Origin of the sequence: Streptomyces pseudogriseolus (assembly GCA_002154585.1) — a bacterium.
Classification (GTDB): Bacteria; Actinomycetota; Actinomycetes; order Streptomycetales; family Streptomycetaceae; genus Streptomyces; species Streptomyces pseudogriseolus.
In genome coordinates this window covers 1-13754 of record MUNG01000067.1, presented here as the reverse complement: position 1 = coordinate 13754, position 13754 = coordinate 1, and the positions used below count along the sequence as shown (strand labels likewise).

Sequence of the window (13754 nt, the reverse complement as noted above, 5' to 3'; positions counted from 1 at the left end):
GGGTGCGGACCGGGAGGGTGCGGCTGTCAGCCATGACGGTCCTCCTGCGCGGTGCGCAAGGCATCCCGGGCCTCGGCCTCGGCTCTGCGGCGGTGCCGGTCCCGTTCGGCCCAGTCCGGCTGGTGGGCCGCGGCCGGCTCGGCCAGCCGCTCTGTGGTCCGCGCGGTGGCATCCAACTGCACGTCGTTGTTGATCTCACCGATCCGCAGGGTCATTGTTCTCCTCCATTGCAGCGGCATGGTCGCTGTGTCCCGCCGGGACCCGTGCGAGCGCATCGGTGCCCCAGCCCTGTCACGACGGCCGCCCGCGGGACGCGCAGGGCGAGCCAGCGGGGGACGGTGGGGTCGTCGGTGACGGGCACGTCGCCAGCACCGGACCCGGGTAGCCGCACGTGCGGCCGCAGCGGTACCCCGGAGCCATAGGTCAGGCCGCGTCGGTCGGGCCTGTCCGGTCCGGGCGCGGGCCGCTCCAGTCCGCCCGCCCCCGGACTGGCCGTTGCCGCGGTCGAGTATCCGACCCTCGACGGCAGCCCGGTCGCCGGACCGGGCGCCCCCATGGCCGTACTGGGTGCCGCCGGTAAGGCGAATCCGGCGCGCTGGGCGTCGGCAGCCGCCGCGGCGCGCCGGCCGGCCTCCTGGTCGATCGCACTTTGCAGCCCGCCTGCCGAGGTGACGGACCGTGGGTCCGGCTCCCTGCTGTCGAGTACGGGAGCGCTGGCCGAGACCCTGGCCGTGACGCCGGCGGAGAGGTCGAGGCCGACCGAAAGGGATGCCGAGAAGTCGACCGAGGTGCCTGCTGCGAGGCTGAGCGGGTCCTGGCCCCCGAAGTCGAGGTTCCTCCAGCCCGCCGGGTCGAGGCCCATCCGGGCAGCGAAGTCCGGGGCGCTCTCCCCCTCCAGTGCGGTGCCGGTCCGGTCCGTGCGCGCCGGGGGTGCGCTGCCCGCCAGCAGGCCCTGGTCGTCTCTGGCGCCCGCACCGGTGTTGGCCGCAGGACCCGTCCGCCCGGCCTCGTACTCCGGCATCTGCTCCTTGATCGTCACAGCCAGCTTGACGCGCAGCGGTACTCCTGTGGCGGCGAACAGGTCGTACTCCTGGTTAAGCGTGCTCATCACGCCGACCAGCTGGAAGGTCCCGTAGCTGAACTGCACTTGTGGCGGGACGGACTTGGTGCCCTTGGCCGGGAGCAGGAACCGCTCCACTTCTTTGGCGCGGGTGCGGACGTCGACCGGCTGTTCGGTGGTGCCCTCGTCGCTGGTGTCGAAGATCAGGTCGAACGAGAGAGTGGAGGAGGACGTTCCGTCGTACTGGACGGCTGGCCGCTTCCCGAACGCCTTCTTCATGTCGACGTTGTTCGCCATCTGCAGGCGCAGCGAGGTTGGATTGAACTGCACGGTGATCGGCTGGGGCTGCGCGGCGGGAGGACGTGCGCCGACCTCCTGGAGGGTGGCCTTGGCCAGCGGTGTGGTCACGGCGTCACCATCCGCAACCCCTCGTGGACGAGGGTGAGTTCTTCGATGGCCACCTCGCCGGTCCGCGCGTTCAGCTGCGGGCCGACCACCTTGGCCGGCAGGGCGCGGCCGAACGCCCAGGCGGCCACGGTGTGCTGACCGGCGTCCAGCAGTTGGACCAGCCCGTCGTAGCGCCGGATGGGCCGGACACCTCCGGTCACCTCGGCGATCCACGTCCACAATTCGGGCACGACTCGGCCGGTGCCGCCAATGACCATTCCGCGCTTGAGCACCAGCCGGGCGACCTTCATCCGGCCGGCGCGCTGGACCACCCCGTCATTGCGGCCGCCCTCTGGGTACTCGCTGACCTCCATCTCGACCTCGAGCCCGGTGCACTCCTGGAACCCGCCACTGCCCAACTGCGTGGGCGCGGTGGGATCAGCGGCCCCGGAACCGGGCAGGGTGAACGTCACCCGGAACCGATACGCGGTGGCGAGAAGCGCGGTGTCGATCATGTGTTGCCCTCCGTGCTCAGCATGCCGTCGCCCTCCGCCCGCAGGACCCTGACGACGAGGAACTCAAGTGGGGCGCTCGGCGCCACCCCGACCTCGCACAGCAGGTCGGCCCCGCCGGTCGCCGGCCCGGCGGGTGTGCCAGCGGCAGGCACCCGGACGAAGAACGAGTCGGCCGGGCTGCCCCCGGCGAACGCGCCGACCGCGTGCAGGTCGAGCAGGAGGTGCTCCACCGCCAACCGGAGGCGATCGCGCAGCAGGTCACCGTTCGGTTCGAACACCGCCCAAGCCAACTGCTGCTCGAGGGTGCGTTGCAGGAAACTCACCGTGCGCCGGGCAGTGAGTTGGCTCCACGCCGGGTCGCGCGCGAGGGTGCGGGCTGCAGTGATCCTTACTCCGTCCCTACCGAGCACACAGACGTTGATCCCGGCCCGGTGGAGGGCCCCCAGCGCGTCCCCGTCAGCCGCGCCTGCCCCCGTGCCCCTGCCCGGTCCCTCCGCGACATCGACGACACCTGTCAAGAGGACATGCGCCGGACCGAACGGCAGCCCTCTAGCGCGCTCGATCGCTGCGATCACACCTGCCGCGTACGGCGCCGAGGGCACGGTGATAAGCCGGTCCGCCCGGGGGTCCGGCACCCGCAGCCAGCCGTGATAGGCCGCCGCGTACGAGGAGTCGAAGGCCGAGCGCCAGCTCAGCACATCCCGTGGCCGCAGCCCCGGGGGTACGTCGAGCAGGGCCACCATGTTCTCCTGCTCGGCGAACGCCACCACCCGCTGCTGCAGCGCGACGATCAATGCCCGATCGTCACGCTGTGCGGGATCCAGCCGCAGTCCGGGCAGATCCACGCGCGGCTGCCGCGTCGGGCCGGAGCCCGGGATCGGCACACACGGTTTGAACCCCGCGCCGGCGAGGGTGGCCGGCACACTCACGCTCTCGGCCGAGGGGCGCTCGGCCGGGGCGTACAGATCGGGCACTACCACGCTCGCGCAGTCCGGAAGGTCGCGCAGCGCGTCCAGGCCGGCTGGTGGAGCCTGCGGGTCGGTCGGGTCTGTGCCGAAGAAGTCCTCAGGAGTGATCAGGGCGTACCGGTCCCTGCCGCCGGTGGCCAGGGCGTCGGCCGGCGCCAGCCGGGGGTCCGCAGGAAGCACGGCGTCCAGCGAGGACAGCGGTTCGACCAGCCGTGAACTGGTGGAAAGCAACGCGCCCAGCCAGCGTGGGTGATCGGCCGTCAGCCCTAGGCCGGTGAACCGTTCGCGGCGTGCCCGAGCAGGATCGCCGTCCACCACGTCCAAGATCCCGGTGACCTCCTCGGCCCGCTCCAGGGGGCCGGTCACCGGCGCGTCCAGAATCGCCAGCCGTTCCCAGCCGGTGCCGTCCCGCGTGGGACGCCGGGTACTTCCGGTGACCAGGCGCAGCTCGTCCGCACCTCCCTGCGGGCGCAGCCGCAACAGCGTGCCGGTCGGCACAGCCGCACCGGGGGCGAGCACCAGCATCTGCCCGTCCAGCTCAGGCACCGGCAGCGGTACCACACTGAACGTCAGCGTAGCGGTGAGCAGGTCTCCCCACCTTCCCTCACTGCGGGCCTGCAGCTGCAGGTCGGCACCGTGCCCGTCCCGTACCTGGGATGAGAAGGTCAGCACCGCGCGCGCCGACGGCCCGGCGTCGGGAACCGGTGCGCAGGGCACCACGCGTACGACGTAGGCCCGGCGGCCGCCCTGGGCGAAGAAGGCGGCGACCGCGTGGGGAAGCAGGCCGGGGCCGCCGTAGCCGCCGAACACTTCCTCGTATTCCGCCCAGCTCTCAACGGGCACCGCCGACGAACGCGCCCGGCCCGCGGGCAGGAGAGATCCGTCCAACGCCGGGTCGTCGGCACGCTCCCAGGCGGGACCGCGGGGAGCCACGCCAACGAAGGCGCAGACATCCATCCGGACGCCGCGCTGCGGCACGTCGACCGCGTCCGGCGCGAAGTACGCACCGGGCGAACCGAGCGCCAGTTGGAGGGAGGAGGCCGCGGTTGTCGCAGGTGCTGTCGGTGAGGTCATCTCAAAGGCTCACGTACTCGATGCCCTCGTGGACCAGGTGCAGCTCCTCCACCGCTACCTCGCCGCCGCCCTTCGCCGCGAGGGTCGGTCCGACCCACTTCTTCGGCTGGGCGTTGCGTAGCTGCAGCGCCAGAACCTTGGTGCGGGCCTCGTCGAGGACGGTGATGGTCACCCTGCGGGGTGCGTAGGTGCCGTCGCGTACCTGCTTGAACCAGGCGAAAACCTCGGTCGAGCCGATCAGGCCGCGCTTGAGCGTCACCTCGTCGGTCTTGTTGGTGTTGGGGATCTTCCTGACGACGTTGTCCGGGTCGCTGCCCTCCCGGTAGTCGGAGAAGTTGATCTCATTGCCCAGTCCGGAGACGTCGGAGAATCCGGCCGTGATCGGGTCCCCGCCGGCCGGGGGGGCATCGAACTCGACCTGAAAGTTGAACGCTCCGTACGGATTGCTGCGCGCTGCCACCGCGGGCTCCTCTCAGTGCGGCGCCGGTCAGGACCGGGCGTCCGCTGTCCACTGTCCGATGCGGAAGATGACGAATTCGGCCGGCCGGACCGGGGCGACGCCAATGAGACAGACCAATCGACCGTTGTCGAGGTCGTTCTGGGTCATCGTGGTGCGGTCGCAGCGCACGAAGTACGCCTGAGCCCGGGTAGCGCCCAGCAGCGCGCCGTTACGCCACTGCAGATCGAGGAAGTCCTCGACGGTGCGCACGATCTTCTGCCAGAGGTCGGCACCGTTCGGTTCGAACACCGCCCACTGAGTGGCCTTGTCTACTGAGTGCTCGAGAAAGATGAAGAACCGCCGGACGTTGACGTATTTCCACTCCGGGTCGCTACTCAGGGTGCGGGCTCCCCAGACCCGGTTGCCGCGGCCGGGGAAGAACCGCAGCGCGTTGATGCCTTCGGGATTGAGTACCTGCTGGCGGCGGGTGTTGATGTTGGCCTCGAATTTCGTCAGGCCGTAGACGACCTCGTTCGCCGGCGCCTTGTGTACACCACGACTGATGTCCGAGCGGGCGTAGACACCGGCGACGAAACCAGAGGGTGGTAGCAGCAACTTGGTTGGCGGGGCGCCCTGTTCAGGGCTCTCGTTCGGGTCGAGGGTTTCGATCCAGGGGTGATAGAGGGCGGCGTGGGTGGAGTCGAACTGGCCTCGGAATGCGCGGATCTCATTCATCGACGCGTTCTGCGGGCCGTCCACGATTGCGACTCGGTAGGCGCCGGGCCTTTCTGCATGCGTGATCAGGTTTTGGACCGCAAGTCGACTCTGGTCGTCGTCGCCCAGGTCTGCCGCATCGGGCAGCGCGACGATCGCGATGTCGTCGATCTCGGCCAGCGCCTCCAGACCGGTCGCCTTCTTCTCCGCGCTGTCCGGGTCGGCTTCCTTGCCCAGGAGCCAGTCAGCATCCGGTACTTGGCCGTCCGAGCCGCCCTCCAGTTCGAAGAAGCCGCGCACGTTCCCGTCTTTGTCCTTGCCGTTGGTCAGCGCGACGGCCAGCCCGACCGGGTTGACGTTGTCTGCGTTGAGCCAAACCACGGCTGCGTCGTCCTCAGGGTCATTCTTGGCGAGGATCTTGCCGATCCAGCGTCGATGCCGGGGATCGCAGCCAAGGCTTGAGACCCGGTCGATTCGGTCTGGATCCACCAGGATGGTGACATCGAATTCGACCAGAACCAGCTGATTTGTAAGGGTCAACGGATCGGCGGTGGCTCCGTTGGCGTCGAACTTGAAGAACGTCTGACGGCCAGCCGCATCGAGCGTGACGACCCGCAGGTTCTCGGCTTTCAGCTCGCTTTTCTGATCGGGCAGCTCGGGGCCCGACACGACTTCGACCAGTGCTCCGTTGCGGGCCCGGTTGGCGCGCAGGGCGGCGGGCTCGCCAGCCAGCGCGGGCATGGCGACATTGCGACTGCGGACCGGGCGAACCTCGACCCGGACGTTACCCATGGTCCCCGGCCAGCGGGCCCGCCATGTTGCGGTTGCCGTACTGCCTGCCGGGTTGTTGACGACGACATCGTGCTTGGCCACCCCCTCCGTGCCGTCCGCAGGGGGCTTATAGACGCGCGAGACGTAGAGCCGCTGGCCGCCGTTGAGGAAGAACGCACGGGCGGCATGGGCCAGATAGGGTGTCCGATCGGCATTCAGCAACTCCAGCTTGCCGTACAGCCGCTCGAATTCGACGAAGCTGGTGACGAGGCGCGGCTCCGTCGACGTCGGGGCCGTCTCCAGGGGCGTGTAACGCACAGGTCCATAGCGCGTCATCCCGGCGAAGCCGGTCGTGCTCGTCGGCACCCCCTCGATGGACTTCGCACGAAAGCTGACCTCTTCGACGAAGACACCGGGCGCCAGATACTCGGGCATGGCTCCTCACTCAGGCTCGGAGAGAGTGAACGGGGAATCGGGACTCACCAGCCGGCCGAGCCGCAGGGACACGGCCGACGTGGCGCGGACCGAGTAGGCGGAGGGCACCGTGGTGCCAATCGAGATGTCATCCGGCATCCCGGCCGACGGCAATGCCTCAAGGAACAGGTCGGCCAAGGGGTCCGCCAGGGTGCCGACCGGGCTGCCGAGTAGCGCCGCGGGCCGGGCGGCCAGATCCAGCAAGACGTGGATGAGTAAAGCCTGGGGAGCCGCAAGCTTCCTCGGCAGGACCCCGAGCACGAGCAGGAACTCGCCGCGGTCGTCCCCATGGGCGCGGCCGAGCACGTCGCCATGGACAGCGTGCCGGGCTGTGACACGAACCCAGCGCACCGGCGCACCCTCCATATCGACCACGCGACCGCGGATTCCGGTGGCATTGCTCTGCGGACTGTAGGCAGAGCCGGGAAACACGGCGATCCGCCGTGCCCGCGACGAGGGCCGCACCCCGGACTCTTCCTCGGCCAGTACGGTGGCGAGCGAAGCGAACGGCACCTCCAGCCGGCGCGGCGCGTAGCGGCGCGCGGTGTCATAGATGCGCACCCGTGCCGGAGAGACAGTGTGCTCGCCGAACACCAGCCGGAACCGGCCGGAGCGCCGCCCACGCGGCAACCGGGGCAGTCCGACCCCCGGATCGTAGGAAACCGCCGCAGCCTCCAGGTCCGCAGGCATCAGCACCGTGTAGGGCAGCGGCCCGTCCTCGACCGCGACCGCGACATCTGCCGGCTCACCACGCAGCGCGTCGACGACCTGGATACCCAAGGCGAGCCGGTGCGTACGCATGACAGGGGCTGCGGCGAGAAACGGCCCGCGGGCACCGGAGGGCGGCGAGCCGGTCACAATCGTGCCCCGGTCACCACAGTGAGGATGTCCGCGGGAGGCATGTCCGCTGGCCCCGCGATGACCACGACCCGGGCGACGTACGGAATCGAGAGCCGGAAGTCCACCGAAAGCGCTTCGAACGTACGCATGAGATCAACGGTGGACAGATCCTCCAGCACCAGGGGCACGCCCTCGTCCGGCTCCCACTCCCCGGATGGGTCGAGCAGCGGTCCCGAGAGCACCGAGACGTTCTCCAGCACCTGAAGTGTGCGGCCCACGATGCGGTGTTCGTGCTCGGCATTGTCAGCCCAGGCCGTGAGGAGATAGTGCAGGTCCAGTGGGAGGTACGAACGGCCGTCCTCAGCACCGCGCGCGGACCAGCTGGCCCGCATGCTCTTGTCGAAATCCACACGGTAAAGCAGCAGGGAAAGCGCAGGGAAATGAATCTCCGAGTGCTGCACGAGATCGAAGTCCTCAGTGCGGATGAGGACAGCCTTGGTCGGCGCCTCCGCGATCGGTTGTCCGTTCGCAAAGGCGAGGTTGAGCAGACGCTCGAGACTCCTGCTCACCGCGCTGACACCGCCGAAACCCGCCATGTATGCATGGTGGACCGCCAGCGTCTCGTCCCTGTCAGGCGGATCGTGTCACAACACGTAGCGATCTCCGTCACGACCGCGTCGACGCACGTATCGGCAAACCGTCAGCCGGCGATTAACGCGCTGGCCCCCTTCGAGGCGGTTCCGCCTGGCGGAAGACCCGCCGCGGATTGCAGCTCCTCCACTTGAGCGAATTTGCATAGTGGGCGCCTCGGTCCGTCATCAAGGGCGACCGTGCTCGGGCGATACTGACGCGGTGTCCGTAAACGATCTTCCGCGCCGCTAAGACGCGTCCCAACCTTGTGGGGATTATGCCCGGAAATGGCCGCCGCTCAGGAGACGTTGCGGCAGATATGGGCCTTCACCTTCGCCTGCTGCCGAACTTCGAACTCAGCCATTACGGCCGACGTCTCCGGCTGCCGGCGCCGGCCCAGCGGCTGCTTGCATTCCTTGCTCTGTCCGAGAGGCCGCAGCATCGCTGCATTGTCGCCCCCCGGCTATGGGCGGATCTGTCCGACGAGAGATCCGGCGCCGCGCTGCGCACCACTCTCTGGCAGATCCGGCGAGCGGCACCGAGCACGGTCACAAGCCACGACTCGCATCTGCGCCTGGGCCCTTCAGTAGAAGTGGATCTGCACGAGTCGGTCCACCGGATGCGGTCGCTGGAAACGGGTGCACGCCCTGAGGAGGGTCTGTCCGATTCCCTCAGCCACGACCTCCTGCCGGACTGGCTGGACGAATGGGTCGTGGTGGAACGGGAAAGGTACCGGCAGATTCGCTTGCGCGCCCTGGAGACACTGTGTCGACGCTTCACCGAGGCCGGAAAGCACGCACCCGCGATCGAGGCAGGGCTGAGTGCTGTGGCTGCCGACCCTCTACGGGAGACTGCCCAGCGTGTCCTGATCGAGGCCCACATCGCGGAAGGCAACCTCTCTGAGGCTGTGCGGCAGTACCGGACTTACGCGCGGTTGCTAGACGCCGAACTGGGTGTCGAGCCCACAGCCTCGCTCACGGCACTGCTCCCCGCCGCCGCCCGGGTACACCACCCCGGCAGGGCCGTCGCCTCACCCTGACGGACTGCCTCGCCCCTGGCCCCGGGGCGGTGACGGCGGCCGTACCAAGTGAACCGCTGATCGGTGAAGGCTCTGGCCTGCGGGGGTGAGCATCCCCAGGGCGGAGTGGTGGTGGCCTTCTGGGTCCCGGTGGTCTGCGCGTGCAGAGCGGCAAGGCCGGTGTCGGAGGAAGCCTTCGGGCCGGGGGCCGCGGTAGGAGTGCGCGCAGATGTAGAGAACATCTGCGTCGGCGCCGAGTGCGCGGTCCCCGGCTCCGCGAGGCACGATCAGGACCGGCTGGTCTGGGGACTGCAGGGGTGTCACTCAGGACAGGTCGGTCAGGCGGGCGGCGACCCGGTGCGCATCCGCCTGGCAGCGCGGGGAGCGGGCGGGCGCGGCCACCAGGACCCGCAGGTTCCGCACGATGCGGATACGGCGGTGCCCTGGCCGACGAGCGGAGGTCTTCACGCGGCTGCTCCTCCCCCGCTCTCGGTGACCAGATGAACCGGTCGGCCGGTGACGGGGACGACGATAAGGTTCCCAATAGTCATGCTCTGTGTTACTTGGCCGCCTACGGCATGCCGCCCGAAGGTTCTGTCACGCTGGGCGGCCGTCCGGGGTCGGCACGGTGGGTGCGGTCAGCAGGCGGTCCATGCGGTCTTGGTAGCGGTGGAGGTCTTCGGCCCAGCCGGGGACGAGGAGGTACTGCACGGCGCTCAGGGTGATCGCCGCCTCCCCCAGCCGTCCGGCGGGGGCGATGCCTCCGACGCGCACCCACTGGTCCCACATCACGTCGTCCATCAGCACTGTCACCATCTCGACGTCGGCACGTTCCAGGAGCAGTTTCATCAGTGTGGAGGAGGCCTTGGTGCAGGCGCGAACCGCCTCGCACACTCGCACAGCAGATACGCGTCTGCTTGCTCGAGGGCGCGGACCAGCCCGGGCAGTCCGTGCGCCAGCGGGGACAGGGCGCGTAGGTCGGTTCCGTTTTCGTCGGCGGCGAGGTGGGCGGCGGTGATCCGGTCGAGCTGTTCAGGCGGGCCGGTCCACACGCTGCACCAGGCCTCGGTGAGTTCCTCGGGGCTGACGTCGGCCAAGCCGCCGGCCAGCAGCCGGGCGCCGACGCGGATCAGGGCGGCGTCGAAGGGGTTGGAGACTGTACGGGGTTCGGGCAGGGTGATGCCCGCGGTGCCGGCGTGGGTGCGTAGGAGGCCGTCCAGGTCCCGTCCGATGGCGCGCCGTCCCCGCAGCAGCCGCTCGGCGAGGTTCTGGCGCGTTTCGAAGGCGGTGTCGCTGTCGCCGTGCGGGATCTGGGCGAGGGTGATGCCTGCTTGGCGCAGGGGCAGTTGGATGGTCCGGATCAGGGCGTGGCGCAGCAGTGCGGCTGTCTGTTCGGTGTCGTCGATCGCCCAGAACGTCCAGCCGATCCAGCTGATGCCGCGGCCTGGTTTGGAGAGGGCGGCGAGCCATGCGGCCCGGTGGACGATGTGGGGGTGCAGTGTGTTGGTTGCGGGGTCGGTCCACTGGTCGGTGGGGGGCAGCCAGCGCTTGGCGCGCCAGCGTTCGAACTGGTGGCAGGTGGCGGTCAGTCCCAGCCGGTCGACCTCGGCGGCCAGGGCGAGTTCCGTGGCGGTGGGCGGGGTGCGGGTCACGGACGCCTCCCGTGGTCCGGGCCGGCGACGGCGTAGACGGCGGCTGCGGTCGTGACGGCGCTGGTCCACTGCGGGTTCCGGGCGGCCAGCACCGCGGCAGCAGTCACCATCAGCCACAGCAGGGTCCAGCGGGCGGTATCCGGTCCGGGCCGTCGTGTCCTGTTCATGGTCGGGCTCCCCTTCAGGTCGGCTCCCCGGGGTGGGTGAGGCGTGCCTCTATCTGGTCACACCGGCCGGGCGGGGAAGGGAAAAACCTCGCGGGGCAGCCTGTGCGGGAGGCGGGGGCGAGCGGTCGGATCCACGCATGAGGCGGCTTCCCATTCTTGTGATCTTGTCGTTCTACGCGCGTCTTCCATCACGCTTGTCCGGTTAACCGCGAATATGACAGACTTTTAGGGCACGTCAGTGGTCCTGATGACCTGCCAGCCCCGTGCCGCCGTCGGCGGAGAGGGCGTGAGCCGTGCGCCGCGGAGCCCCGCCATTTCGGGGTGGTGTTCCGGTGGCGTGCACCGTCTCCGGTGGTGGACTCAAAGGGGCAGACGGTCTTCGCCGGTACGCGCTAGACGGTGTCCCGTAAATGCTCTGGGACATGCTGGCTGACCTGCTTGTTTGCCTGTCATCCGGTGAGGGTGAGGTTGTGCAGGCGGGCGATGCCGAGCATGGCGTGGTGGACGCCGTCGCCCTTGAGGCGGCAGTCGCGGAGGATCTTCCAGCTCTTCATGCGGGCGAAGGTGTGCTCGACGCGGGCGCGGACCTTGCGGTGGGAGGCGTTGTGCTCCTCCTTCCAGGCCGGCAGTTCCTCGTCCTTGTGCCGGCGGTAGTGCGGGATGGTTAGGTTCTGTCCGGCGGATCATGTGACCTTCTGACCGGTCGCTCGTTGGTTCGGTCATGGGTCGGGGGGATCTGACGAATCGCGAGTGGTCGTTACTTGAGCCGCATCTGCCACCTTCGGGTGGCCGGGGCGGCCGGTGGAACGACCACCGCACGGTGGTCAACGGGATCCTGTTCCGGATCCGGACCGGTGTTCCCTGGCGTGATCTGCCGGAACGCTACGGCTCGTGGAAGACCGTCTACGAGCGGCATCGCCGCTGGTCTGCGGACGGAACCTGGGACCGCATCCTGCAGTCGGTCCAGGCCGACGCCGACCTGGTAGGGCGGATCGACTGGTCGATGGTGGGCGTCGACTCGACGTCCTGCCGGGCCCATCAGCACGCGGCCGGCGCCCGCAAGGTCCGGCCGCGGGTCCCGAAAAAAGCACGACGCCCCGGCACCACCGCCCCGACGAGGGACTCGGACGGTCCCGGGGCGGTCTGACCTGCAAGATCCACCTGGCCGGCGAGGGCGGCTGCCGCCCACTGGCCCTCCTGCTCACGCCGGGCCAGTGGGGCGATGCCCCGCAGATGATCGAGGTCCTGGACCGGATACGGGTCCCACGCCCGTCGGGCGGACGGCCCCGGACCCGGCCCGACCACGTCAGCGGCGACAAGGCATACAGCTCCCGCCGCAACCGCCGCTACCTGCGAAGACGCCGCATCCAGCACACGATCCCGGAACCGAAGGACCAGCGGGCCAACCGCCGACGCAGAGGCAGAGAAGGCGGTAGACCCACCGGCTTCCAGCGCGACCACTACCGGCGCCGCAACGAGGTCGAGCGGACCATCAACCGGCTCAAGAACTCCCGCGCGGTCGCGACTCGTTACGACAAGCGGGCCTACGTCTTCCACGGCACCGTCACCACCGCAGCAATCCGGCTCTGGCTCCGCCAGTGATCCGCCGGACAGAACCTAGTGGACAGTCCGAGGAAGTGGTCCTGCATCGGGCCGAACCGGAAGAACTCCGGAATCAGACCACCGTAGGCATCACCTGCAGGCTGCATCCCGGCCGCGATCTCGTACTCATCGATCAGTTCGGTGAGTGGCGCTCCGTCGATGTGAGGGACGACCACGAGTAGACCCCTGTCGCCACGGTGCTGGCAATCGAACCGGATCTCATTGCTGATCATCCCGCGATTGTCTCAGCGACCCTGCTCCCTCCTTCTGGGCGGGGTGAGCCGGGGCCTTGCGCGACATGCCGAGGTTGATCGCCACGCTGCCGGGCGCGGAGTCGATCTGGTCGATTCTGGATTCGGCGCCGACGAGGCTGACGCGCAGGCCCTCGATTTCGCCGAGCCAGCCCTCTTTCTCGTCTTCGGCGATCCGGTCGAGGAGGTTGTCGCGGATCTCCACCAGGCGGCCGCGCTGGGCGCGCAGGAGGGAGCAGCGGACAGAGTCAGGAGCGCCCGTGCTCGCGGTTGAGCTCGTGGTAGCCGCGGAAGTCGAAGAACCGCAGGCCGTCGATCACCGCTCCAGACAGGATTTCCGGCAGGGTCCAAGGGTGGGGGGTGTAGTCGTCCGTTGCCACGCCTCCATGCTCAAGCAGCAGCGCGATCATTCGGTGAACCTCTGCGGTGCCGTCGATCCGCCCGGAGATGTCGATCTGCACCGCCCAAGTGGGGTGATGTCCGACGGCCGCTTCGAGGATCGCCACATCCTCGGGATCCCAATCGGAGAAGAGGTAGCCGGTCTGCTCATCGTCGATGTCGATGTAGAGGTTGCCGTCCAGAGTCCATGGATTGCGCTGCTCGGGCAGATGCCGATTGAGCGAGGCGACGGTCGCAGCTCGCTCACCTGCGGGAAACACGAAGACAGTTCGCATGGGTTGGAGCGTAGGCAGTTCAGCTTCGTGGCGACCATGGATTTCAGGGACGGTGCTGGTCCGTCGACGTAGTGGTGGTGCGGATGGCGACGTCGGCGAAGGTCGGCATGCCGAGATCGACTGTGGAGGGTCGGCGGGCTGCTTCGGCATCGAGCTGGTCCAGCTTGCCTTGCGCGCCGAGGGCGACTGGCCCGGGGCATCGTCCGCCGGTGCCTGGCCGCTGGCCTGCCCGCCACGTGGGTCACCGCGGACGAGGCCTACCGGCAGGACTGGCACTTCCGCCGCCTGCTCGAGCAGCTCGAGATCGGCTATGTGGTGACGGTGCCCAAGTCGCAGCAGATCAAGTCGCTGGCCGGCATCTGGCGCATCGACCAGCTCATCGAGGACGCACCTGCCGATGCCTGGCAACGGCTCTCCTGCGGCGACGGGGCCACGGGCCCGCGCGTCTACGACTGGGCCGCGGCCAAGCTGCCCGCCAACCTCATCTTCGACCCCGACCCTGCCCCTTATCCACATCT

At 68.9% G+C, this 13754-nt stretch carries 17 protein-coding genes and 2 pseudogenes; 3 read left to right on the top strand and 16 right to left on the bottom strand.

From position 1 onward, the window contains the following. Nucleotides 1–26: 26 nt before the first annotated feature. The 8 genes from CCN29_RS07425 to CCN29_RS07390 form a co-directional block, all read right to left on the bottom strand. Nucleotides 27–215: a hypothetical protein gene (locus CCN29_RS07425; RefSeq protein WP_086680636.1), complete on the bottom strand. Its 189-nt coding sequence runs from the start codon at nt 213–215 to the stop codon at nt 27–29. Continuing rightward, the gene (locus CCN29_RS07420) at nt 212–1468 is read right to left on the bottom strand and encodes a CIS tube protein (protein ID WP_086680634.1); all 1257 of its coding nucleotides are present in this window, start codon (nt 1466–1468) and stop codon (nt 212–214) included. The genes CCN29_RS07425 and CCN29_RS07420 overlap by 4 nt, the downstream gene beginning before the upstream one ends. Beyond that, nucleotides 1465–1962, bottom strand: a complete 498-nt coding sequence (locus CCN29_RS07415) for a phage tail protein (RefSeq protein WP_086680632.1) — start codon at nt 1960–1962, stop codon at nt 1465–1467. Before CCN29_RS07415 ends, CCN29_RS07420 begins: the two co-directional genes overlap by 4 nt. Beyond that, nucleotides 1959–3908: a phage tail sheath family protein gene (locus CCN29_RS07410; protein ID WP_143661292.1), complete on the bottom strand. Its 1950-nt coding sequence runs from the start codon at nt 3906–3908 to the stop codon at nt 1959–1961. The genes CCN29_RS07415 and CCN29_RS07410 overlap by 4 nt, the downstream gene beginning before the upstream one ends. A gap of 97 nt (nt 3909–4005) precedes the next feature. Beyond that, on the bottom strand, nt 4006–4464 hold the full coding sequence (locus tag CCN29_RS07405; RefSeq protein WP_086680628.1) for a phage tail protein: 459 nt from the start codon (nt 4462–4464) through the stop codon (nt 4006–4008). Nucleotides 4465–4491: 27 nt separating this feature from the next. Continuing rightward, entirely contained in the window at nt 4492–6363 is a 1872-nt protein-coding gene (locus tag CCN29_RS07400; protein WP_086680626.1) for a phage tail sheath family protein, read from the bottom strand. A 6-nt stretch (nt 6364–6369) separates the two neighbouring features. Then, nucleotides 6370–7182, bottom strand: coding sequence for a hypothetical protein (locus CCN29_RS07395; protein WP_143661291.1), 813 nt, complete (start codon nt 7180–7182; stop codon nt 6370–6372). A gap of 74 nt (nt 7183–7256) precedes the next feature. Then, nucleotides 7257–7838 (bottom strand): Pvc16 family protein, encoded by a 582-nt coding sequence (locus tag CCN29_RS07390; RefSeq protein WP_086680623.1) that lies wholly within the window; start codon nt 7836–7838, stop codon nt 7257–7259. Nucleotides 7839–8464: 626 nt separating this feature from the next. Between CCN29_RS07390 and CCN29_RS35655 the strand changes: the two genes are divergently transcribed. Continuing rightward, entirely contained in the window at nt 8465–8911 is a 447-nt protein-coding gene (locus CCN29_RS35655) for an AfsR/SARP family transcriptional regulator (protein WP_442538265.1), read from the top strand. Nucleotides 8912–9214: 303 nt separating this feature from the next. Here the strand turns inward: CCN29_RS35655 and CCN29_RS35650 are convergent, their stop codons facing one another. From CCN29_RS35650 to CCN29_RS07375, 5 genes and pseudogenes are all read right to left on the bottom strand, one after another. Then, complete coding sequence (locus tag CCN29_RS35650; protein ID WP_442538264.1) at nt 9215–9358, bottom strand: hypothetical protein; 144 nt, start codon at nt 9356–9358, stop codon at nt 9215–9217. 129 nt (nt 9359–9487) lie between these two features. Beyond that, nucleotides 9488–9739, bottom strand: coding sequence for a hypothetical protein (locus CCN29_RS35645; RefSeq protein ID WP_442538263.1), 252 nt, complete (start codon nt 9737–9739; stop codon nt 9488–9490). Continuing rightward, nucleotides 9739–10542, bottom strand: a complete 804-nt coding sequence (locus CCN29_RS07380; protein ID WP_442538262.1) for a hypothetical protein — start codon at nt 10540–10542, stop codon at nt 9739–9741. Before CCN29_RS07380 ends, CCN29_RS35645 begins: the two co-directional genes overlap by 1 nt. After that, entirely contained in the window at nt 10539–10709 is a 171-nt protein-coding gene (locus tag CCN29_RS35640; RefSeq protein WP_203349996.1) for a hypothetical protein, read from the bottom strand. The genes CCN29_RS07380 and CCN29_RS35640 overlap by 4 nt, the downstream gene beginning before the upstream one ends. A 449-nt stretch (nt 10710–11158) precedes the next feature. Further along, nucleotides 11159–11386, bottom strand: a pseudogene (locus CCN29_RS07375) (transposase); the annotation flags it as partial. A gap of 44 nt (nt 11387–11430) precedes the next feature. Here CCN29_RS07375 and CCN29_RS07370 point away from each other — a divergent pair. Then, a protein-coding gene (locus tag CCN29_RS07370) for an IS5 family transposase (protein ID WP_107481676.1) occupies nt 11431–12311 on the top strand; the annotation gives its coding sequence in 2 pieces (ribosomal slippage) (nt 11431–11797 and nt 11797–12311; 882 coding nt in all). On the opposite strand, the gene CCN29_RS07365 is transcribed toward CCN29_RS07370, so the two are convergent. The 3 genes from CCN29_RS07365 to CCN29_RS07355 are packed head-to-tail and all read right to left on the bottom strand — an operon-like array spanning nt 12254 to nt 13236. Then, nucleotides 12254–12544, bottom strand: a complete 291-nt coding sequence (locus tag CCN29_RS07365; RefSeq protein ID WP_442538261.1) for a hypothetical protein — start codon at nt 12542–12544, stop codon at nt 12254–12256. The two genes, CCN29_RS07370 and CCN29_RS07365, sit on opposite strands and share 58 nt — an antisense overlap. Next, nucleotides 12531–12767 (bottom strand): hypothetical protein, encoded by a 237-nt coding sequence (locus CCN29_RS07360; protein ID WP_442538260.1) that lies wholly within the window; start codon nt 12765–12767, stop codon nt 12531–12533. Before CCN29_RS07360 ends, CCN29_RS07365 begins: the two co-directional genes overlap by 14 nt. A 43-nt stretch (nt 12768–12810) precedes the next feature. Further along, nucleotides 12811–13236 carry a hypothetical protein gene (locus CCN29_RS07355; RefSeq protein WP_086680618.1) on the bottom strand — a complete coding sequence of 142 codons (426 nt, stop codon included), beginning with the start codon at nt 13234–13236 and terminating at the stop codon, nt 12811–12813. A 171-nt stretch (nt 13237–13407) separates the two neighbouring features. Here CCN29_RS07355 and CCN29_RS07350 point away from each other — a divergent pair. Next, nucleotides 13408–13754: pseudogene (locus tag CCN29_RS07350) on the top strand (IS701 family transposase); the annotation flags it as partial.

Excerpts from the sequence above, each read along its gene's own strand:
- CCN29_RS07425 (WP_086680636.1), bottom strand. The coding sequence starts at position 215 with ATGACCCTGCGGATCGGTGAGATCAACAACGACGTGCAGTTGGATGCC.
- CCN29_RS07415 (WP_086680632.1), bottom strand. The coding sequence starts at position 1,962 with ATGATCGACACCGCGCTTCTCGCCACCGCGTATCGGTTCCGGGTGACG.
- CCN29_RS07400 (WP_086680626.1), bottom strand. The coding sequence starts at position 6,363 with ATGCCCGAGTATCTGGCGCCCGGTGTCTTCGTCGAAGAGGTCAGCTTT.
- CCN29_RS07390 (WP_086680623.1), bottom strand. The coding sequence starts at position 7,838 with ATGGCGGGTTTCGGCGGTGTCAGCGCGGTGAGCAGGAGTCTCGAGCGT.
- CCN29_RS35645 (WP_442538263.1), bottom strand. The coding sequence starts at position 9,739 with ATGAAACTGCTCCTGGAACGTGCCGACGTCGAGATGGTGACAGTGCTG.
- CCN29_RS35640 (WP_203349996.1), bottom strand. The coding sequence starts at position 10,709 with ATGAACAGGACACGACGGCCCGGACCGGATACCGCCCGCTGGACCCTG.
- CCN29_RS07365 (WP_442538261.1), bottom strand. The coding sequence starts at position 12,544 with ATGATCAGCAATGAGATCCGGTTCGATTGCCAGCACCGTGGCGACAGG.
- CCN29_RS07355 (WP_086680618.1), bottom strand. The coding sequence starts at position 13,236 with ATGCGAACTGTCTTCGTGTTTCCCGCAGGTGAGCGAGCTGCGACCGTC.